This is a genomic window from Micromonospora sp. IBHARD004 (assembly GCF_052814115.1).
Window position 1 is genome coordinate 5,126,449 of the sequence record NZ_CP199934.1, and the last position, 19,008, is coordinate 5,145,456.

The following is a 19,008-nucleotide window of genomic DNA, read 5'->3' on the forward strand; positions in this document are numbered from 1 at the left end:
TCAGTGCCCGAGCAGCGGCAGGCTGCGGCGGGTGGTGTCGTCGTCCAGCTCGCCGAGGGCGAGGGCGGCGAACCGGATGGCGAACGGCTGCCAGACCTCCTCGACGTCGGCCATCACCCGGTCACAGGCGGCCACCACCAGCTCCTCGTCGTACCCCAGTTCGGCCAGCAGCTCCGAGTCGCGGGCCCAGTCGGCGATCATCGCGGTGTCGCACTCGATGTGGAACTGGAGCCCCCAGGCCCGGTCGCCGAGGCGGAACGCCTGGTGCGGGTAGCGGGTGGAGGCGGCGAGCAGCGTCGCGCCCCGGGGCAGCTCGGTGATCTCGTCGGAGTGCCACTGGAGCACGTCCGGGATCAGCGGCACGTACCGGAAGAGCGGGTCGGCGTCGGCGGCGTCCCGCTTGCCGACCACGCCGGGGCCGACCTCCGGGCCGGAGGGGCTCCGCTCGACCAGGCCGGCGTGCGCGGTGGCCAGCAGTTGGCCGCCGAGGCAGACGCCGAGGGTCGGGACGCGGTACCGCACGGCCTTGCGCAGCAGCCCCTCCAGGGCCGGGAACCAGGGCGCGCCGGGGGTGCCGTCGGGCAGCGGGTACGCCTGCTGCTCGCCGCCGAGCACCACCAGCGCGGCGTACCCCTCCAGGTCGGCGGGGAGCTCCTCGCCCGCGTGCGGGCGGAGCACCCGCAGCTGGAGGCCCCCCTCGGTCAGCCACTCCCCCAGTCGGCGGAGGTCGTCGGTCGGGTCGTTCTCGATCACCAGCGCGGTCGCCACGTGTCGAGGCTAGCTGGTGCGGCGGCGAACGCCCGGAACGGCTCAGCCCGGCGCGCACTAGGCTCCCGCTGTGCTCACCGACGACTGCCTGCGCCCACCGGTCCTGCGCCCCGGCGACACGGTGATGCTGGTGTCCCCGTCCGGCCCGACCCGGCCGGAGCGGGTGGCCCGGGGCGTCGAGCTGCTCACCGGCTGGGGGCTGCGCCCGGTCCTGGCGCCGAACGCGTACGCCCGGCGGGGCTACCTGGCCGGCGGCGACGAGCTGCGCGCGGCGGACCTGAACACCGCCTTCGCCGACCCGGAGGTACGCGGGGTGCTCTGCACCCGGGGCGGCTACGGCGCGCAGCGGGTGGTGGACCTGATCGACATGGCGGCGGTCCGCCGGGACCCGAAGGTGGTGGCCGGCTTCTCGGACATCACGGCCCTGCAGTTCGCACTCTGGCGGGGGGCCCGGCTGGCCAGCGTGCACGGCCCGGGCGCGGCCTGGCTGGACGAGCGGACCCCGCTCCACTCGGCGGAGTCGCTGCACGCCGCGCTGATGACCACCGAGCCGGTGACCGTGGCCGCCGTGGCCGCGGAGGAGACCTTCGGCGTCCGGGTGCCCGGCCGGGCGGCCGGCCCGCTGCTCGGCGGCAACCTGTGCCTGATCACCGCGTCGATCGGCACCCCGGACATGCCGGACCTGACCGGGGCGGTGCTGCTGGTCGAGGAGGTGCAGGAGCCGCCGTACAAGGTCGACCGGATGCTCACCCAGCTGCGCCGCTGCGGCGCCCTGGACGGGGTGGCCGGGGTGGCGGTGGGCCAGTTCACCGACTGCGCCGACGGCTGGGAGACGACCGTCGCGGACGTGCTCGGCGAGCGGCTGGGCGGCCTCGGGGTGCCGGTCCTCGGTGGCCTCCCGATCGGCCACGGCGTGGGCCAGCTCACCGTCCCGGTCGGCGCCCGGGCCGTCCTGGACGCCGACGCGGGCACCCTGACGGTCTCCCCGGCGGTCCGCTGACCGGTTCCGGTCGGTCGCGCGCCGGCAGGGCCCGTTCGTCCGGTTGCCCGGCGATTGCCAGCTCGCGCACAGGGTCGCCACGGGTTGCCTCCAGCTCCGCCGGTCACTGTCTGTGAGGTCATCGCACCACCAATCAACTGGAGGACTGATGTCCCGCACGATGTCGAAGAAGCACCTGCTGGCCGGCCTGGCCGCCGCCGGAGTGCTCGGCGTGGGGATCGCCGCCCCCACGGTGGCGTTCGCCGAGGACAACACCGCCACCCCGAGCCCGAGCGCCAGCAGCAGCACCGACCAGGGCACCGATCGGCAGCAGCAGCGGGCCGACCGGGAGGCCGACTTCGCCGCGGCGCTCGCCAAGGAGCTGGGCGTCCCGACCGACAAGGTCACCGCCGCGCTGGAGAAGCTGCGCGAGCAGCGCAAGGCCGACCGGCCGGAGCGCCCGTCCACCGAGGACCGGCAGGCGATGCTGAAGGAGCGGCTGGACCAGGCGGTGAAGGACGGCAAGCTCACCCAGGAGCAGGCGGACGCGATCACCAAGGCCGCCGAGGCCGGCGTCTTCCCGGGCCCGGGCGGCCGGGGCCACCACGGCCCGGAGGGTACGACCGACAAGTGACCCGGTGGCCCCGCCGTCTCCTCACCGGCCGCTCTTCTCTCCCGCTCCGGCCGGACCGTTTCCGCGGCGGGGCCACCCCTCTCGGCCGGCGCTCGGCCCCGCCACCGTGCGGGGCCGGCTCCGGGTCCGCCCCGGCGGCGTTGCCGGGGCGGACCCGGCCGGGTCAGGCCGTGGCGGGCGGCGTGAAGACGCCGAGGTGGTTGCCGGAGGGGTCGAGCAGGTGGGCGAGGGTGAGGCCGCTCGGCGTCGTCCGCAACGGCACCAGCACCTTGCCGCCGGCCGCCTCGGCCCGCCGGCAGGTCTCCGCGACGTCGGCCACCTCGGCGTAGAAGATCGCGTAGTTCGGCGACTGCCCGCCGGTGGCCCGAATCGCGCCTCCGATCCCCTGCTCCCCACCGGCCGCCGTCTGCCGGTACGACGCACCCGGCCCGCCCTGCTCCTCGAAGCTCCAACCGAAGAGCTCGGCGTAGAACTTCTCGGCCTCCTCCGGGCGGTCGGAGCCGATCTCGAACCAGGTGATGGGCGTGCTGGACATGCTGCCTCCTGTCGTTGCGCCGGCCGGTCGGCCGGCGTGGTCAGGAAGCAGCCTCGCCCCCGTCCGCGACACCGTCCTGTCGGTGTTTCCGGTGGACCTTCCGGATGCGGGCCGGCGCTCTCGGGCTTCAGACCAGACTCAGCGCGCGGACCCGCCCGTGGGGGATGTCCAGGTCGCCAAGGCGCAACTCGCGGTCCACCCGCTCCGACAGCACCGTCACCGACACGATCCGGTCGGTGCGGAAGCAGCGCAGCTCGTCGCGAAGCCGACACCAGGCCAGCAGGTACCAGTGCCGGGGGTTGCCGAGGTAGCCCAGCGGCTCCACGTCGCGGGACGAGACGACGCCGGACCGGTCCGCGTACCGCAGTCGGAGCACCCGGCGTGCGGTGACCGCGTCGGCGACGACGGCCGGGACGGGCGTGGCCGGCCCGTCGCCGATCAGGTGCACCCGGCCGGCCAGCCGGTGGGCCTCGGCCACGTCGGCGGCCGGCATCACCGCGACCAGTTTGCGCAGCGCGGCGCCGGCGGCCGACGCGAACGGCGTGCCGCCGAGCCGGTGCAGGGCCACGGCCATCGCCACGGCCTCGCCGGCGGTCAGGTTGACCGGCGGCAGGGTGTGCGCGCGGTCCACCACGTAGCCGCCGGTGCGGCCGGGCTCGGCCCAGATCGGCACGCCGGAGGCCTGCAACGCGCCGATGTCGCGCTCGATGGTCCGGGTGCTGACCTCGAAGCGCCGGGCCAGCCAGCGGGCGCTGCGCGGGCGCGGCGACACCGCGCGCAGCTCCTCCACCAGGGCGTAGAGACGGTCTGTGCGGTTCACCCTCGGAAGCTAAGCCCCGGGTACGACACTGCTCAGGCGATGCAGGCGCAGACGATCAGCGCGGCCCCGAAGTGGGTGGCGGCGCTGACCCGGGCCGCCGGTGCCTCCCGCCCTCCGCCGCACGGCGGGGTGCCGGCACGGTGATCGAGACGATAGCGGGCCCGGGGCACCGTGATCTAGAGCGACAGGTAGCGCTGCCGCTCGTACGGGGTGACCTCCCGGCGGTACTGCTCCCACTCGGCCCGCTTGTTGCGCAGGAAGAAGTCGAAGACGTGCTCGCCCAGGACCTCGGCGACCAGCTCCGAGCCGGCCATCACGTCGATCGCCTCGGCCAGGTTCTCCGGCAGCGCCTCGTAGCCCATCGCGCGGCGCTCGGCGCTGCTCAGCGACCAGACGTCGTCCTCCGCGCCCGGGGGCAGCTCGTAGCCCTCCTCGATGCCCTTGAGGCCGGCGCCGAGCATCACCGCGAAGGCCAGGTACGGGTTGGCCGCCGAGTCCAGCGAGCGCACCTCGACCCGGGCCGAGTTCGGCTTGCCGTACGCCGGCACGCGGACCAGGGCGGACCGGTTGAGGTGACCCCAGCAGACGTATGCCGGGCTCTCGGTGATCCGGTCCGGCAGCGCCAGCGGGAAGAGCCGCTTGTACGAGTTGACCCACTGGTTGGTGACCGCGGTGTACTCCCGCGCGTGCATCAGCAGGCCGGCGATGAACGACTTCGCCACCTTGGAGAGCTTCATCGGGTCGCCGGCGTCGTGGAACGCGTTGCGCTCCCCCTCGAACAGCGACAGGTGGGTGTGCATGCCGCTGCCGGGCTGGTCGGTGAAGGGCTTCGGCATGAAGCTGGCTTGCACGCCGGTGGAGAGCGCCACCTCCTTGACCACGTGCCGGAAGGTCATGATGTTGTCGGCGGTGGTCAGCGCGTCGGCGTACCGCAGGTCGATCTCCTGCTGGCCGGGGGCCACCTCGTGGTGGCTGAACTCCACCGAGATGCCGATCCGCTCCAGCGCCAGCACGGCCTGGCGGCGGAAGTCCCGGGCGACGGCGTGGGTGGTGTGCTCGAAGTACCCGCCGGTGTCCACCGGGATGGGCACCGAGCCGTCCTGGGCGCCGTTCTCCAGCAGGAAGAACTCGATCTCGGGGTGGGTGTAGAAGGTGAAGCCCTTCTCGGCCGCCCTGGAGAGCATCCGGCGCAGCACGTGCCGCGGGTCGGCCCAGGAGGGCCCGCCGTCGGGCAGCAGGATGTCGCAGAACATCCGGGCGCTCTCGCCGCTGACCCCGCCCTCGAAGGGGAAGACCTGGAAGGTGGTCGGGTCGGGCATGGCCACCATGTCGGACTCGAAGACCCGGGCGAAGCCCTCGATCGCCGAACCGTCGAAGCCGATGCCCTCCTCGAAGGCCGCCTCCAGCTCCGCGGGGGCCACGGACACGCTCTTCAGCGTCCCGAGCACGTCGGTGAACCACAGCCGGACGAACCGGATGTCCCGCTCTTCCAGCGTACGGAGGACGAACTCCTGCTGACGGTCCACTTCCACCCCTCGCGACACTGATCTCCGGCGACCGGTCGGGCCGGTCCGGCCTGACCGCCCAGTCTCCACCGGCCTCGTTACGCCGACGTTACGCGACCATCCGGCGCGCGTCCCGCCGTGGCCCGGCCGCCGGGCCCGGGGGCGTCCGGCAGGGCCGGGCGAGGGGTGGCCGACGTCTCCCGCGTCCTGCGGTGAAGGGTCCGCGGTGCTGGGGCAAGATGAGGAGATGCCCACCCTGCGTCTCGCCCTGTGCCAGGTCGACCCGACGGTCGGCGACATCGGCGGCAATGCCGACCTGGTCCGCAGCTGGACCCGTAAGGCCGCAGACGCCGGCGCCCAGCTGGTGCTCTTCCCCGAGCTGATGCTGACCGGTTACCCGGTGGAGGACCTGGTCTTCCGCCGGTCGTTCGTGGCCGCGTCCAAGGCCGCCCTGGACCGGCTCGCCGCCGACCTGGCCGCCGACGGGCTCGGCGAGCTGCCGGTCATGGTCGGCTACCTGGACGCCGACGGCCCGCCGCAGGTGAGCGCCGACGCCGTGCCGGGCAAGGGCGCCCGCAACGCCGCCGCGCTGCTGCACCGGGGCCGCATCGTGGCCACCTACTTCAAGCACCACCTGCCCAACTACGGAGTGTTCGACGAGGACCGCTACTTCGTGCCCGGCAACACGCTGACCGTGGTGCGGATCGGCGGGGTGGACGTCGCGCTGACCATCTGCGAGGACCTCTGGCAGGCCGGCGGGCCGTTCGCGGTGGCCCGGCAGGCCGGGGTGGGGCTGGTGCTCAACATCAACGGCTCGCCGTACGAGCTGAACAAGGACGACATCCGGCTGCCGCTGGTCCGCCGGCGGGCGGCGGAGGCCGGCGCCACCATCGCGTACGTGAACATGGTCGGCGGCCAGGACGAGCTGGTCTACGACGGCGACTCGATGATCGTCGGCCCCGACGGCGCGCTGCTCGCCCGGGCGCCGCAGTTCGTCGAGCACCTGCTGGTGCACGACCTGGAGCTGCCGCCGGCGAAGGAGCCGGTCGACCACGGCGAGGAGCTGGCCGACGGGATGCGGGTGGTCCGGGTCAAGGTCAGCGACATCCTGCCGCCCGCCGACACCGACGAGGTCGCGGTCGGCGGGATCATCGAGCCGGTCGCCGACGAGGCCGAGGTGTGGCAGGCGCTGGTGCTCGGCCTGCGCGACTACGTCAACAAGAACCGCTTCCCCTCGGTCGTGCTCGGCCTCTCCGGCGGCATCGACTCCGCGGTGTCGGCGGCCATCGCGGTGGACGCGCTCGGCGCGGAGCGGGTGGTCGGGGTGTCGCTGCCCAGTCAGCACTCCTCGGAGCACTCCCGGGCGGACGCCGAGGAACTGGCCAAGCGGACCGGCCTGGACTACCGGATCCAGCCCATCCAGCCCATGGTGGACGCCTACCTGGCCAACATGTCGCTCTCCGGGGTGGCCGTGGAGAACCTCCAGGCCCGGGCCCGGGGGGTGGTCCTGATGGCGCTGTCGAACCAGGAGGGCCATCTGGTCCTCACCACCGGCAACAAGAGCGAGCTGGCGGTGGGCTACTCCACCCTCTACGGCGACTCGGTGGGCGGCTACAACCCGGTCAAGGACGTCTGGAAGACGCTGATCTGGCGGCTGGCCAAGTGGCGCAACGCCGACGCCGCCCGCCGGGGCGAGACCGCCCCGATCCCGGAGAACTCGATCGGCAAGCCGCCGTCGGCCGAGCTGAGCCCGGGTCAGCTGGACAGCGACACCCTGCCGGACTACGACGTCCTCGACCCGATCCTGATCGGCTACGTCGACGGTGACCTCGGCCGGGACGGCCTGATCGAGTCGGGGCACGACCCGGCGATCGTGGACAAGGTGCTGCGGATGGTGGATACCGCCGAGTACAAGCGGCGGCAGTCCGCCCCGGGCACGAAGATCTCCATCAAGGCGTTCGGGCGGGACCGCCGACTGCCCATCACCAACCGCTGGCGCGAGCACGGCTGACCGGCTCCCCGGCCGGCCGGGGAGTGAAATCCTCCACTCTGCCCTGCCGTGGGCCGGCCGTCCGGTGCGACGATCGCGGCGGAACCCGGGGACCGCGGAGGCGGCCTCGAGGAAGGAGAGAGTCATGGTGGAGTCCACCCCGACCGAGGTGACCGCCCTCTACGGCGGGCCGGCCACCCGACGGGTCCGTACCCGCGACCTGATCACCGCCAAGGAGCGCGGTGAGCGCTGGGCGATGCTCACCTCGTACGACCAGTACACCGCCTCGATCTTCGACCAGGCGGGGATCCCGGTGCTGCTGGTCGGCGACTCGGCGGCGAACAACGTCTTCGGCTACGAGACCACCCTGCCGGTGACCGCCGAGGAGCTGCTGCCGCTGGTCCGCGCGGTGGTACGGGCGACCCGGCACTCGCTGATCGTCGGCGACCTGCCCTTCGGCTCGTACGAGGAGGGACCGACGCAGGCGCTGCGCACGGCGGTGCGGTTCATGAAGGAGGGCGGCTGCCACGCCGTGAAGCTGGAGGGCGGGCGACGCTGCGCCGACCAGATCGCGGCGATCGTCGGCGCCGGCATCCCGGTGATGGCGCACATCGGCTTCACCCCGCAGAGCGAGCACACCCTGGGCGGCTACCGGGTCCAGGGGCGCGGCGACACGGCCGACGAGGTGATCGCCGACGCCCGGGCGGTGGCCGAGGCGGGCGCGTTCGCGGTGGTGCTGGAGATGGTGCCCGGCGAGGTGGCCAAGCGGATCACCGCCGAGCTGCGGATCCCCACCGTCGGCATCGGCGCCGGGCCGGACACCGACGCGCAGGTCCTGGTCTGGCAGGACATGGCCGGTCTGCGTACCGGCAGGGCGCCGCGCTTCGTCAAGCGCTACGCCGACCTGGCCGGCGCGCTGACCGACGCGACCCGCCGCTTCGCCGAGGAGGTCCGCGGCGGCGAGTTCCCGGCCGCCGAGCACACGTTCTGAGCACGACGGGCGGTGCGGTCGACCGGCCGCACCGCCCCGCAACCACGCCGGCCGGCTCCGGTCAGCCCACGCAGAACTCGTTGTCCTCGGGGTCGGCGAGCTGGACCGAGTAGTAGTTGTTCTCCGGGTCGTCCATCGCCCCCAGCACCCGCGCCCCGAGCTTCACCAGCCGGGCCACCTCGGCGTCGATCCGCGCCCGCCGCTCCGGCAGCGGCACCGCACGCCCGCCACCGACCTTCAGGTCGATGTGCAGCCGGTTCTTGACCGACTTCGGCTCCGGGACCGGCTGGAACCAGATCCGGGGCCCGGCCCCGACCGGATCCTCCAACCGGTCCACACAGTCACCCTCGCCGAGTTCGTCGGCCGGGACGCCCACCGACAGGTACCAGTCACGCCAGGTCGCGTACCCCTCCGGCGGCGGCTGCGGACGGTATCGCAGCGCCTCCGCCCAGAACCCGACGAGCCGCTCCGGCTCCCGACAGTCGATCACCAGTTGCCACTCCATCCGCCGATGGTGCCCTGCGGGTGTGACAGTGCGCCTCCGGTCCGGTGCGCGGGCGGCAGGTCGGTCAGAGGTCGGTGACCCGGATGCCGGCGTGCGCCTTGTAGCGCTTGTTGATGGCGATCAGGTTGGCGGTGAACGCCTCGATCTGGTGGGCGTTGCGCAGCCGCCCGGCGTAGATGCCACGCATGCCGGGGATCCGGGCGGCGAGCGCGGCCACCACGTTGACCAGCTCCCGGTCCTCGGTGCAGATCAGCACGTCGAGGTCGATCCGGTCGACCTCCGGGTCGGCCAGCAGCGGCGCGCTGACGTGGTTGAACGCCGCGCAGACCCGGGAGTCGGGCAGCAGCCGGGCGGCCTGCTGGACGGCGCTGCCCTCCTCGACCCGGAGGGCGTACGGGCCCTGCTTGTCGAACCCGAGCGGGTTGACGCAGTCCACCACGATCTTGCCGGCGAGCGGCTCGGCCAGCGCGGCGACGATGGCGGCGTGCCCGTCCCACGGGACCGCGATGATCACCACGTCGCTGTCGCGGGCGACCTCGTCGTTGTCGGCGCCGGCCACCTCCGCGCCGGCCGGGACGCCGGGCAGGGCGGCGATCTCGGCGGCGGACTGCGCCGCGCGCTCGGCGGAACGGGAACCGATCAGCACCCGCTGTCCGGCCCGGGCGAACCGGTAGGCGAGCCCCCGCCCCTGGTCGCCGGTGCCACCGATGATGCCGACGGTCAGCCCGGAGACGTCGGGCAGCGTGGTCGCGTCGTAAGCCATGCCGTCATCCTCGCAAACCGCCCCGCCCGGCAGCAGCGCGAGCCGCTGTGAGAATCCCCGCTGACCCCGCCCCGCCGGCCGCCGCCCGCGGTCGAGGGCGGTCAGGCGCGGTCGAAGACGACCTTGCGCTGGGTCGGGTCGGCGGTGGTCAGGCGGACCTGGACCCGCTCGCCGAGCGGGAGGTCGCCGGTGCAGCGGGCGCGGACCGGCGGCTCGTCCAGGGCGACCGTGCCGCCGGGCTCCCGGCCGGGCTTCGAGTTGCCGTTCGGTGGCGCGTCCACGTCCAGCACCGCCGCTTCGAAGGTCTCCCCCACCCGGTGCTCCAGCAGCACCGCCTCGGCCAGCTCGATCGCGCCGCGGGTGGCCGCCGACGCCGTCCGGTCGGTCGTCGCCATCACCTCCGGCAGCTTCGGCAGCGCGGCGCGCGCCCAGTCGGGCACCGCCCGGCCCTCGTGCAGCGCCAGGCAGACCTCCGTCGCGTACCGGTCGGCCAGTCGACGCAGCGGCGCGGTGACGTGGGCGTACGCGGCGGCCACCCCGCCGTGCTCGGGCTGCTCCGGCGGCTCCCCGTCGAAGGAGGTGTACGCCGCGCCGCGCATCAGCTCGGCCGCCTGGTCGATGAAGGCCGCCGCCCGCGGCCGGGAGGCGTCCAGCCCGGCGAGCACCTCGCCGACGCTCCGGTCCGCCGGCCAGTCCACCCCGAGCGGGGCGGCGGCGAGCCGCAGCCGGGCGACCGCCTCCGGCTTCGGCGGCGGCATCGTCCGCAGCAGGCCGATCCGGCCGGCGAGCATGATGTCGGCGGCGGCCATCCCGGTCAGCAGGGAGATCTGGGCGTTGTGGTCCTCCATCGGTCCCGGCCCACGCAGCACCAGCCGCCAGCCGTCACCGTCCGGTTCGACGTCCTGCTCGGGCAGGGGCAGGTTGATCGCGCCCCGGCGCAGCCCCCGGGCGGTGAGCAGCGCGCCGATCTCGGGCAGCAGGGCGATCGGCTCGGGCAGCCGGCCGGCGTCGGCGTCGAGCTGCACGCCGACGTAGTCGAGCTTGGCCCGGCTGCGCACCCGGGCGCGTTCCAGCGCGACGGCGACCGTGTCGCCGTCGGCGTCGAGGTCGATGGTCCACAGCACCGCCGCCCGGTCGGCGTCGGGCAACAGGCTGGCCGCCCCCTCGCTGAGCGTGTGCGGGTGCAGCGGCACGTTGCCGTCGGGCAGGTAGACGGTCTGGCCGCGGCGCCAGGTCTCCTCCTCGAGCGGACCGCCGGGGCGTACGTGCGTGGCGACGTCGGCGATCGCGTACCGGACCCGGAAGCCGCCACCGGGACGGCGGCTGAGGTGCATCGCCTGGTCGAGGTCGCGCGAGGTCGCGGGGTCGACCGTGACGAACGGGATGTCGGTGCGGTCGGCGGCGGCCGGCAGCGGCGCGCCGGCCGCCTCGTCCGCCTCGCGCTGCGCCGCGGCCGGGAAGCCCTCGGGCAGTCCCAGCTCGCGGCGCAGCGCGCCGAAGTCGATGCGGGGCGCCAGTACGCGTCGGATCACCACGGCGTCAATCCTGACAGCGCGGCGCGTGATCCGCTCACCGGCCCGACGTACGGCGGTCAGCGGCGAACTCCAAGCGTCAGCCGGCCGACTTCCGGGCGCTCGCCGGCTTGATCGTCGAACGGCCGGCGACGACTCTCGTGCCGGCGGGCTTCCGGGCGGCGGTGAGCCGTTTGTGGGTGCCGGACGAGGTGCTCGTCCTGGCCTCGACGGGCTCTACGAACGACGCCGCGGAGGTCGCCTTCCTGGCCGCCGCCTTGCGCGTGGTGGTCGAGGAGGCGGCGGTGGCCTTCTTCGCCGGAGCCTTCTGCGCCGCCGCCTTGCGGGCGCCCCCGGTCGGGCGGGTGGAGGTGGCCTTCGCGGCGGTGGTCTTCTTCGCCGGGGCCTTCTTCGCCGCGGTCGTGGTCTTCTTCGCGGCGGTCTTCTTCGCCGCGGGGCCGGCCTTCTTCACCGCCGTGGTCCTGGCCGCCGCCTTCCGCGCGGGAGCCTTCTTCGCCGCCGCGGTGGTCTTCTTGGCGGGAGCCTTCTTCGCCGCCGCGGTGGTCTTCTTGGCGGGCGCCTTCTTCGCGGGCGCCTTCTTCGCGGCGGCCTTCTTCGCGGCGGCCTTCTTCGCGGGCGCCTTCTTCGCGGGCGCCTTCTTCGTCGCGGCCTTCGTGGCCGGCGCCTTCTTCGCCGTGGTCTTGGTGGCCGGGGCCTTCTTCGCGGGCGCCTTCCGCGCCGCCGCCACCACCTTCTTGGCGGCGGCCTTCTTCGCGACGGCCTGCTTCGCCGGCACCCGGCCGGCGCCGGCGCCCGAGGCGTTCGGAGACGCCTTGCTGACCGTCGCCGTCCTGGCCGTGGCGGCCCCCGTGGACCGCCGCGTCGCGGCGGTCTTCTTCGCGGTCGTACGTTTGGCGGCCGGGCGGGTGGTGGCCTTTTGTGCTTCGGCCATCTCGGTTCCCTCCTTGGGGACGTGCTCTCGCGTGGCTCCTCGCGGAGCACGGAGTACCTCGACGCGGGCCGTCCCGCGCCGTCTACCTGCCCTCCCCGGCCCAACGGGCATCCTCGGCTTCCCACGCTTCGTTGCGCTCCTGCACCTGCTGCAGGGCGTTCTCCGCGTCGGCGGCTGAGGCGTACGGTCCGAGAACGTGCTTCGCAGGGCACACGTCGGCATCGGTCTCGACCCGGTGGTGTCGCGTGCACCAGTAGTAGTGCGCACCACTTCCGCTGTCGCTCATGAGATCACTGTGCACCGCGTAGCGTCCGGCCGCCACCGGATCGCCACAAAAAGTCGCCGATGTCCTCCACATTAGACGTGCTGCCGGCCGCCGGATGGCGGAACGGCGAAGAACGGGGCAGCCGCGCACCGGGTCGGTGACGCACAATCCCCGGGTGCGGTACGGGGGATGGACATCGGCACGGCTGCGACGCCGCCTGCTGGCCGCCGCCGTGCTCGGGGCGCTCGCCGCGGCCGGGGTGCTGGTGGCGGTGCCGCTGCTGCGGGACCGGTCCCAGCACCGGCTGGACCGGCGCGCCGACCGGGAGGTGACGTCGACGGCGCAGCGGACCCGGGCCGCGCTGCTGGCCGCGCCGTCCGCGTCCGGGCCGGCGCTGCGGGACGCCACCGACGCCGTCGACGGGGTCGAGGTGCTGACGGTCGAGAGCGCCGATCCGGGCGTCCGGCTGGTCTTCCGGGTCCGGGTGGCGAAGACCGCCGCCTCGGTCTTCGGCTGGCAGCGGGCGAACGTCGGGGCGTGTTTCGCCCAGGTGGTGCGCCCCGCCGCCACTCCGGCGCCGCTCGAGCGGCTGCCCTGCCCGGACTGACCCCGGCCGCCGACGCCCGGCCGCACGTGGTCGCGGTGGACGGCGACATCAACGCGTACGCCGGCATCGTCGGGGTGCGCCGGCGGCGGGTGCTCTGCCTGGGGCTGCCGCTGTGGGGGTCGCTGCCGGCGCAGGAGCGGGTGGCGTTGCTCGGCCCCGAGGTGGGGCCACTTCGTCAACGGCGACCCGCGCCGGGCGCTGCTCGCCCAGCCCGTCTTCACCACCCTCGGCACCGCCGCCGACCTGGTGCGTCCGGTGCGGACCGTGGCCGGCGCCGGAGCCCTGGAGCTGCTCGGCGCGGCGCTGGCGTACGCCGTCCAGTCGTTGCTGGCCCCACTGCTCTTCGGCGCGCACCTGCTACTGGTCTGCGTCGCGCTGCGGGACACCCAACGCGCCGAGTACCTGGCCGACGAGTTGTCCGCCCGGGTGGCCGGGTCGGCGGCGGCGACCGGAGCGCTCGACGCGTTGCTCGCCACCGAGTCGGTGGCCCTCGCCGTACGCCGGGAATCGCGGGCGGGGCACGGGCCGCAGCGGTGGCGGGAGGCGGTCGCCGCGTCCCGCGCGGCGGCGGCGGACCGGCTGCCGCTGCTGCGGCAGCTCTCGGTGCGCGACGAGGCGTCGCTGTTCGCCCGGTGAGCTGGTCGGGCTGACCGGTCCGCCCCGGCGTCGCGGGACGGACCGCCGCGGCGTCAGGCGGGCGACGGCGCCGGCTCGGGGGGCGGCGCGTCCGCCGGCTGCGGCGCCGCCGGCCGCGCCGCCCGGATCGCGTACGCGAGCGCGTACGGGGTGCAGGCCAGGTAGAGGAAGGGCTGCAACTCCATCAGGTCGCCGATCAGGAAGATCTCCCACGGCGTCGGCCGGGGCAGCCCGAACGACCAGTCCGTCCAGCTTGCGAAGAGCCACAGCGGCGCGGAGATCCGGTCGATCGTGTCGCCCTGCGGCACCCCGTCGATGACCGTCTCCGGGCCGCCGGCGATGTGGTTGACCACGGTGAGCACGACGGCGAGGTCGGCGACGACGAGCGCGCCGAGCACCCCGACCAGCCAGGCGGCGCGGACCCGGCCCCGACCGGCGAGCACCCCGGCGCGGTGCAGCACCAGGGTCAGGCCGGTCAGCCACACCAGCAGGCCCGGCGCGACGCGGACCAGGTCGTCGGTGGTCTCGTTCATGGCGTATTCCGCACCGACGGCGGTCAGGCCGACGGGGAGCACGATGCCGAGCGCGGCGCGGGTCGGACCGCGCAGGGCGCTGCGGGCGGCGCTGCGGTGCGCCACCCGGGCCAGCAGCACCGCGAGACCCACGGTGAGGGCGGTCATCACCGGCGCATGCGCGGCGTTCGCCCAGCTCGGCATGCTGAAGACCAGGTTGACCACGACGTTCATCACCACCGCCGCAACCAGCAGGATCGCCAGGCACGCCACCGGGGCGAGCAGGAGCGTGGCCGCCGTCCGGCGGATCCGTCCGTCCAGCCGCGACCGGTCGACCAGCGGGCCGGCGGAGCGACTGACGGCCAGGCTGCCGGCGAAGCGGAGCATCCGTAGCCCTTCACCCCGCTCGGCGAGGACGTGCAGCTCGGCGGTCCACTCGCGGGACAGCTCGTCGCGCACCTCAGCCGGCCAGCGCCGGGCCGCCGTCCGGAGCAGCCACTCGGCCAGCCGCCGGGTCACCACGCGGGGGCACCCGTCGGCTCGGCGCCACCCCGACGCGGCCGGGGATCGGGGCTGAGCGCCCGCAGCTCGGCGAGCGCCTGCCGGGCGGCGCGGACCCCCTCGGCGGTCAGCCGGTAGTACCGGCGGGCGGGCCGGCCGGCGGCGGTCGGGGCGACCTCCTCCCAGTCGGAGACGAGCCAACCGGCCGCCTGGAGGCGGTGCAGCACCGGGTAGAGGGTGCCGCTGGGCAGGCCGGTGAGCTTCATCAGGTCGAGGCCGTACCGCTCGGCCTCCGGGTCGGCGAGCAGCGCCGAGAGCACCTTCGCCACCGGGATCGTCATCCGCATGGACGCGACTGTATCGGAACTCTACGTAGGGGTGAAGCGGCGTCGCTGATGCCGCTCGCGCCGCACGGGCTCGATCAGCGGAACGGCTGCCGGCGCCGGTGGGACAGATCAGGGTGGTGGTGTCCGCCGGGGTGGCTGTCCGGGTCGGTGTGCACGGTGGCGCCGGTCAGCCGGGGCACGGCGTGGGTGAGCTGATGCTCGGCGTCGGCGGCGATCTCGTGTGCGGCGACGAGGCTGAGGTCGGCGTCCACGACCAGTTCCGCTTCGGCGTGCAGCCGGTGCCCGATCCAGCGGAGCCGCACCGCGGCTACGTCGCGGACGCCGTCGACGGCCCGCAGCGCGGTCTCGGCCTGGTCGACCAGGGCGGGGTCGACGGCGTCCATGAGGCGTCGGTAGACCTCGCGAGCGGCGTCTTTGAGCACGAGCGTGATGGCGACGGCGATGACCACGCCGACGACGGGGTCCGCCCAGCGCCAGCCGAGTGCGGCGCCGCCGGCGGCGGCGAGGACGGCGAGGGAGGTGTACCCGTCGGTGCGGGCGTGCAGGCCGTCGGCGACCAGGGCGGCGGAGCCGATGCGTCGGCCGACGCGGATGCGGTACTGGGCGACGAGCTCGTTGCCAGCGAAGCCGACGAGGCCGGCGGCGGCCACCCAGGGCAGGTGTGTCACATCGGTGGGGTGCAGCAGCCGGGTGACGGCGGTCCAGGCGGCGGCGATGGCGGACGCGGCGATGACCGCGACGATGATGATGCCGGCGAGGTCTTCGGCGCGGCCGTAGCCGTAGGTGTAGGCGCGGGTGGCCGCGCGGCGGCCGAGGAGAAAAGCGATTCCCAGCGGTACGGCGGTCAGGGCGTCGGCGACGTTGTGGAGGGTGTCCCCGAGCAGGGCGACCGAACCGGAGAGCACCACGATGACCGCCTGGGCGACGGCCGTGATCCCGAGGCCGACCAGGGAGATCCACAGGGCGCGTAGCCCGTCGCGGGACGACTCCAACGCGGGGTCGATCTTTGCCCGCGAGTCGTGGGAGTGCGGGACGACGGCGTGGGCCAGTCGATGCCACCACGCGGCGAGCCGGCCGTCGTGACGGTGGCCGTGTTCGTGCTCGTCGTGTTTGTGGTCGTCGTGTTCGTGCGAGTGGCCGTGGTCGTGGTCGTTCACCGCTCCCCCAGGTCGTGCGGTCGCACGGACGGTCCGTACCCGTCGACGGCGGCGATAATATGTGCTCATGTACGCACGCGACAACGTTGCAGATGCCAGTGACCTGCAACAACGCCTTCCCCGCGGGCCGGAGGTGGAGGCGGCGACCGAAATGCTGCGGATGCTGGCCGACGGAACGCGGCTACGGCTGATGTGGCTGCTCAGCGAGGGCGAGTACGACGTGACGGCGCTCGTGGCGGCGGTCGGGATGGCGCGGCCGGCGGTGTCGCAGCACCTCGGCAAGCTTCGGTTGGCGGGGCTGGTGAGCGTGCGACGGGATGGCCGTCGCGCCCTCTACCGCGCCAGGGGCGGGCATGCGCGTCGGCTGGTGACCGAGGTGATGCACGCCGCATCCCACCGGGTGACCGGTGCAGCTGAGCACGACTGAGCCCCCGGCCTACTCGACAAGTCCGGTGATGACCGACAACACCCATGGGCGGCCGCCGCCGATGACCGGGACGGTGAGCCGGCCGTCGGGGAACACGCTGAACGCATCGTACGTGTGGTCCACTGTGACCACCGCGTACCCGTGGCTGGCCAGCTCCTGCACCACGATGATGGCTTCGGCCCGGCGGCCGTGCGCGCCGTGCGAGAACACGACGACCGGCAGCCGCCCGGTCTGCTGCCGCACCGGGGCGCCCTCGCGGCCGGCCGTGAGCGGCGCCACCGCGGCGTCGCCGGCGAACCCGCCGGAGGCCAGCAGCGCCCGCGGCCGGCAGTGACGTTCTCGTTCAGAGGGGACTACGCAGTCATGCACCTGGTTGAGTCCCCAGACGACTGCCGCCTTCTTTGTGGGGATGGCAGGCTGCCCGCGACGAAAACCGTCGAAGTCCCGGTGCTCAAGGCCGGCACTGCTGCCGCCGGCTGTCCGCCACGTATTCGGCGAAGATCTCACCGAGGACGCGCAGTGCGATCGCGGCCTGTTCGTCGGCCTTGCCCAAGGTCCGGGCACAGGCGATGAGCGTCTTCCAGAGGGCCCAGCCGCGCCCACGCGCCCACGTCGCCCCGCCGACGGACAGTCGCTCGCGGAACGCCTGCCGACCCTCGGCGGTCAACAATGTCCATGCGATCGCCAGGTCACAGGCCGGATCGCCGACGCCGCACGTCCCAAAGTCGATGACAGCGGCCAGCTCCCCGTCGTTGAGCAGGAGATTTCCCTGGGCGACGTCACCGTGGAACCAGGTCTGCGCTCCGTCCCAGGATGCGTCCAGTGCGTTCTTCCAGATCTCGTGGGCCAGGTCGACGTCGACGTGGCCGTCCAGCGCCGTAAGCGCGCGCTGGGCGTCCCGGCCATAGGTGCGCAGCGTGCCGCCCCGGAACCAGTTGTGCTGCCCGGGGAGGGGACCGCCGGTGGGATCGATGCTCTGCAACGCCGACAGGAACTCGGCCAGGTCGATGGCGAATCGGACGGGGTCGGCGATGCGGTCCGCGCTCGCAGGCTCGCCGTCGAGCCATGAGTAGATCGACCACGAGTAGGGGTAGCCCGCGCCGGGTTCCCCTTTCGCCAGTGGGACGGGGATGGGCAGCGAGAGCCGGGGGGCGAGTTCCGGCAGCCACCGGTGCTCCTTGTCGACCGCCAAGGCGTACTCGGCTGCGCTGGGCAAACGCACCGACATCCCGGAGCCGAGGTGGAAGGTCCAGTTGTCCCAGCCGCCGTTGGCTACCGGCTGAACCGGGAGGCCGGCCCACTGGGGGAACTGGTCGGCGACGAGCCGACGCACCAGTTCCGCATCGACGGCGATGCGTTGGGGCACGGGACCGAGATGCGGTGTGTTGCTCACCGAGACGTCCTTGTCTGATAAGGGAAATTGGGGGTGGAAGTGGAACGACAGTTAGACGCTTGAGCACACCTCACGCGCGCATCGTGGCACAGGCAACAGAGCGACGCATGTTCTACCTGAGTGACGTGACTCGATGGACGAACGTCGGCTACGAGCCAGCGGGGAGGCGAGGCGGGTAACGGCGGATGCGGGACGCTCCTACGGATCAGAGGGTCTAGCTTGGGAGCCACGCCTGGGAGGATCAGGAGGTGGCTGTACAGCCATCCGTACAGCCAAGCCGGCCGACAGGCAGGAGTGCCGACCGGCGGCAGCCGACAGGTCGAGCAGGTCAGCGGCAGTGGCCGACGCAGGCCGACAGCAGTCTTGATCTTTGCAAGGCAGGGGTCGGCGATCGCTTCCGGTCGACGGTCGAGGCGAGCATCCGGCGTGCCATTCGCGTGCCATTGGGCGAGGACAGCAGGGCCCAGCCGAGGCCGCGACAGACCCGCGAGACCAGGACGCCAACCCAGCAGCCAGCCGGAGACCGGCAATTCCCAAGCTGCTAGTTGGGAGCACTCTCCCGCGCCCGTTGCATGCCCGATCGGAACGCCGGCGGGAGTCAATAGCGCCTACCCATCGCGCAGCGCTATGAACGGCATGTGGTGGCCGACCACGTACTCCAGGCTCTTGTCGATCAGGGCCGACTTCGGATGGTCCGACCGGTAGTGCGACAGGATGAAGTACGGCAGCAGGCCGAGGCAGTCCCAGACGACCGCCGCCGGGTATCCGGCCGGAACGTCGTGCAGGTCGTCGACCAGTTCGATGCCGTGCAGTGACGGAGTCAGTACGCACGCCCGGCGCTGTACCCGCCGTAGACGACCCGGTCCTCCGCCAGCAGTTCGCGCAGGATCTCGTCGGTGCCGGTCGGCGTCATGGCCCGCCGGAGGATGAACGGGTTTCCGCCCCTGACCCAGATCAGGTCGGTCTCCTCGAGCACCGGACGCAGCGCGTCGGGACGGTCGAAGTACCGGCGCAGGTCGACCTCGACGGGCTTGAGACCCACTCCACGCAGGTCGTTCAGTTCCCGCTCCACTGAAATGGCGCGAAGGTCCACATCCTTGTAGTCGTCGGCGTTGGTGACGACTGCGGCACGGGTGTCGCCCCGTAGCGGGTCAAGCATCCGCTCCGGCCGATTCCCGAGTCGGAACGAGGACAGGTACAACCGCATTGT

General features: G+C 73.4%; 22 protein-coding genes and 1 pseudogene. 7 read left to right on the plus strand and 16 right to left on the minus strand.

The features are described 5' to 3' along the window. Positions 1–768: a type 1 glutamine amidotransferase gene (locus tag ACTWO6_RS24905; RefSeq protein WP_446216206.1), complete on the minus strand. Its 768-nt coding sequence runs from the start codon at positions 766–768 to the stop codon at positions 1–3. Positions 769–838: 70 nt separating this feature from the next. Here ACTWO6_RS24905 and ACTWO6_RS24910 point away from each other — a divergent pair, with 70 nt between their 5' ends. Both ACTWO6_RS24910 and ACTWO6_RS24915 read left to right on the plus strand, forming a co-directional pair. Beyond that, entirely contained in the window at positions 839–1,768 is a 930-nt protein-coding gene (locus tag ACTWO6_RS24910) for a S66 peptidase family protein (protein WP_446216207.1), read from the plus strand. A 148-nt stretch (positions 1,769–1,916) separates the two neighbouring features. Beyond that, a complete protein-coding gene (locus tag ACTWO6_RS24915; RefSeq protein ID WP_446216208.1) occupies positions 1,917–2,381 on the plus strand; it encodes a hypothetical protein in 465 nt (154 codons plus the stop codon). A gap of 163 nt (positions 2,382–2,544) precedes the next feature. On the opposite strand, the gene ACTWO6_RS24920 is transcribed toward ACTWO6_RS24915, so the two are convergent. The 4 genes and pseudogenes from ACTWO6_RS24920 to glnA all read right to left on the minus strand — a co-directional run bounded on the left by ACTWO6_RS24920 (position 2,545) and on the right by glnA (position 5,262). Further along, positions 2,545–2,916, minus strand: a complete 372-nt coding sequence (locus tag ACTWO6_RS24920) for a VOC family protein (protein WP_446216209.1) — start codon at positions 2,914–2,916, stop codon at positions 2,545–2,547. A gap of 127 nt (positions 2,917–3,043) precedes the next feature. After that, positions 3,044–3,736, minus strand: coding sequence for a helix-turn-helix transcriptional regulator (locus ACTWO6_RS24925; RefSeq protein WP_446216210.1), 693 nt, complete (start codon positions 3,734–3,736; stop codon positions 3,044–3,046). Positions 3,737–3,768: 32 nt separating this feature from the next. After that, positions 3,769–3,837, minus strand: a pseudogene (locus tag ACTWO6_RS24930) (DUF350 domain-containing protein); the annotation flags it as partial. Between the two features lie 75 nt (positions 3,838–3,912). Then, positions 3,913–5,262 (minus strand): type I glutamate--ammonia ligase, encoded by a 1,350-nt coding sequence (gene glnA / locus ACTWO6_RS24935; RefSeq protein WP_446220754.1) that lies wholly within the window; start codon positions 5,260–5,262, stop codon positions 3,913–3,915. A gap of 226 nt (positions 5,263–5,488) precedes the next feature. Between glnA and ACTWO6_RS24940 the strand changes: the two genes are divergently transcribed. Both ACTWO6_RS24940 and panB read left to right on the plus strand, forming a co-directional pair. Then, a complete protein-coding gene (locus tag ACTWO6_RS24940; protein ID WP_446216211.1) occupies positions 5,489–7,252 on the plus strand; it encodes an NAD+ synthase in 1,764 nt (587 codons plus the stop codon). Between the two features lie 124 nt (positions 7,253–7,376). Beyond that, positions 7,377–8,222: a 3-methyl-2-oxobutanoate hydroxymethyltransferase gene (gene panB, locus ACTWO6_RS24945; protein WP_130338688.1), complete on the plus strand. Its 846-nt coding sequence runs from the start codon at positions 7,377–7,379 to the stop codon at positions 8,220–8,222. 61 nt (positions 8,223–8,283) lie between these two features. Here the strand turns inward: panB and ACTWO6_RS24950 are convergent, their stop codons facing one another. The 5 genes from ACTWO6_RS24950 to ACTWO6_RS24970 form a co-directional block, all read right to left on the minus strand. Further along, a complete protein-coding gene (locus tag ACTWO6_RS24950; protein WP_446216212.1) occupies positions 8,284–8,727 on the minus strand; it encodes a VOC family protein in 444 nt (147 codons plus the stop codon). A gap of 64 nt (positions 8,728–8,791) precedes the next feature. Then, positions 8,792–9,490, minus strand: a complete 699-nt coding sequence (gene npdG / locus ACTWO6_RS24955; RefSeq protein ID WP_446216213.1) for an NADPH-dependent F420 reductase — start codon at positions 9,488–9,490, stop codon at positions 8,792–8,794. A gap of 101 nt (positions 9,491–9,591) precedes the next feature. Next, positions 9,592–11,025, minus strand: coding sequence for an RNB domain-containing ribonuclease (locus tag ACTWO6_RS24960; RefSeq protein ID WP_446216214.1), 1,434 nt, complete (start codon positions 11,023–11,025; stop codon positions 9,592–9,594). A 76-nt stretch (positions 11,026–11,101) separates the two neighbouring features. Then, on the minus strand, positions 11,102–11,953 hold the full coding sequence (locus ACTWO6_RS24965; RefSeq protein ID WP_446216215.1) for a histone: 852 nt from the start codon (positions 11,951–11,953) through the stop codon (positions 11,102–11,104). An 82-nt stretch (positions 11,954–12,035) separates the two neighbouring features. Beyond that, positions 12,036–12,239 carry a hypothetical protein gene (locus ACTWO6_RS24970; RefSeq protein WP_446216216.1) on the minus strand — a complete coding sequence of 68 codons (204 nt, stop codon included), beginning with the start codon at positions 12,237–12,239 and terminating at the stop codon, positions 12,036–12,038. Positions 12,240–12,393: 154 nt separating this feature from the next. On the opposite strand from ACTWO6_RS24970, the gene ACTWO6_RS24975 reads away from it, so the two are divergent. Then, entirely contained in the window at positions 12,394–12,825 is a 432-nt protein-coding gene (locus ACTWO6_RS24975) for a hypothetical protein (RefSeq protein ID WP_446216217.1), read from the plus strand. 255 nt (positions 12,826–13,080) lie between these two features. Then, positions 13,081–13,461: a hypothetical protein gene (locus ACTWO6_RS24980; protein WP_446216218.1), complete on the plus strand. Its 381-nt coding sequence runs from the start codon at positions 13,081–13,083 to the stop codon at positions 13,459–13,461. A 53-nt stretch (positions 13,462–13,514) separates the two neighbouring features. Here ACTWO6_RS24980 and ACTWO6_RS24985 read toward each other — a convergent pair whose 3' ends face one another. From ACTWO6_RS24985 to ACTWO6_RS24995, 3 genes are all read right to left on the minus strand, one after another. Next, positions 13,515–14,495 carry a hypothetical protein gene (locus ACTWO6_RS24985; RefSeq protein ID WP_446216219.1) on the minus strand — a complete coding sequence of 327 codons (981 nt, stop codon included), beginning with the start codon at positions 14,493–14,495 and terminating at the stop codon, positions 13,515–13,517. Continuing rightward, the gene (locus ACTWO6_RS24990) at positions 14,489–14,821 is read right to left on the minus strand and encodes a PadR family transcriptional regulator (RefSeq protein ID WP_446216220.1); all 333 of its coding nucleotides are present in this window, start codon (positions 14,819–14,821) and stop codon (positions 14,489–14,491) included. Before ACTWO6_RS24990 ends, ACTWO6_RS24985 begins: the two co-directional genes overlap by 7 nt. Before the next feature lie 74 nt (positions 14,822–14,895). Further along, positions 14,896–15,978 carry a cation diffusion facilitator family transporter gene (locus tag ACTWO6_RS24995; RefSeq protein ID WP_446216221.1) on the minus strand — a complete coding sequence of 361 codons (1,083 nt, stop codon included), beginning with the start codon at positions 15,976–15,978 and terminating at the stop codon, positions 14,896–14,898. Positions 15,979–16,045: 67 nt separating this feature from the next. On the opposite strand from ACTWO6_RS24995, the gene ACTWO6_RS25000 reads away from it, so the two are divergent. Beyond that, entirely contained in the window at positions 16,046–16,405 is a 360-nt protein-coding gene (locus ACTWO6_RS25000) for an ArsR/SmtB family transcription factor (RefSeq protein WP_446216222.1), read from the plus strand. 9 nt (positions 16,406–16,414) lie between these two features. Here the strand turns inward: ACTWO6_RS25000 and ACTWO6_RS25005 are convergent, their stop codons facing one another. From ACTWO6_RS25005 to ACTWO6_RS25015, 3 genes are all read right to left on the minus strand, one after another. Then, complete coding sequence (locus ACTWO6_RS25005) at positions 16,415–16,774, minus strand: alpha/beta hydrolase (RefSeq protein ID WP_446216223.1); 360 nt, start codon at positions 16,772–16,774, stop codon at positions 16,415–16,417. An 82-nt stretch (positions 16,775–16,856) separates the two neighbouring features. Next, positions 16,857–17,798 carry an aminoglycoside phosphotransferase family protein gene (locus tag ACTWO6_RS25010; RefSeq protein WP_446216224.1) on the minus strand — a complete coding sequence of 314 codons (942 nt, stop codon included), beginning with the start codon at positions 17,796–17,798 and terminating at the stop codon, positions 16,857–16,859. A gap of 820 nt (positions 17,799–18,618) precedes the next feature. Beyond that, positions 18,619–19,005, minus strand: coding sequence for a Type 1 glutamine amidotransferase-like domain-containing protein (locus ACTWO6_RS25015; protein ID WP_446216225.1), 387 nt, complete (start codon positions 19,003–19,005; stop codon positions 18,619–18,621). Between the last annotated feature and the right edge of the window lie 3 nt (positions 19,006–19,008).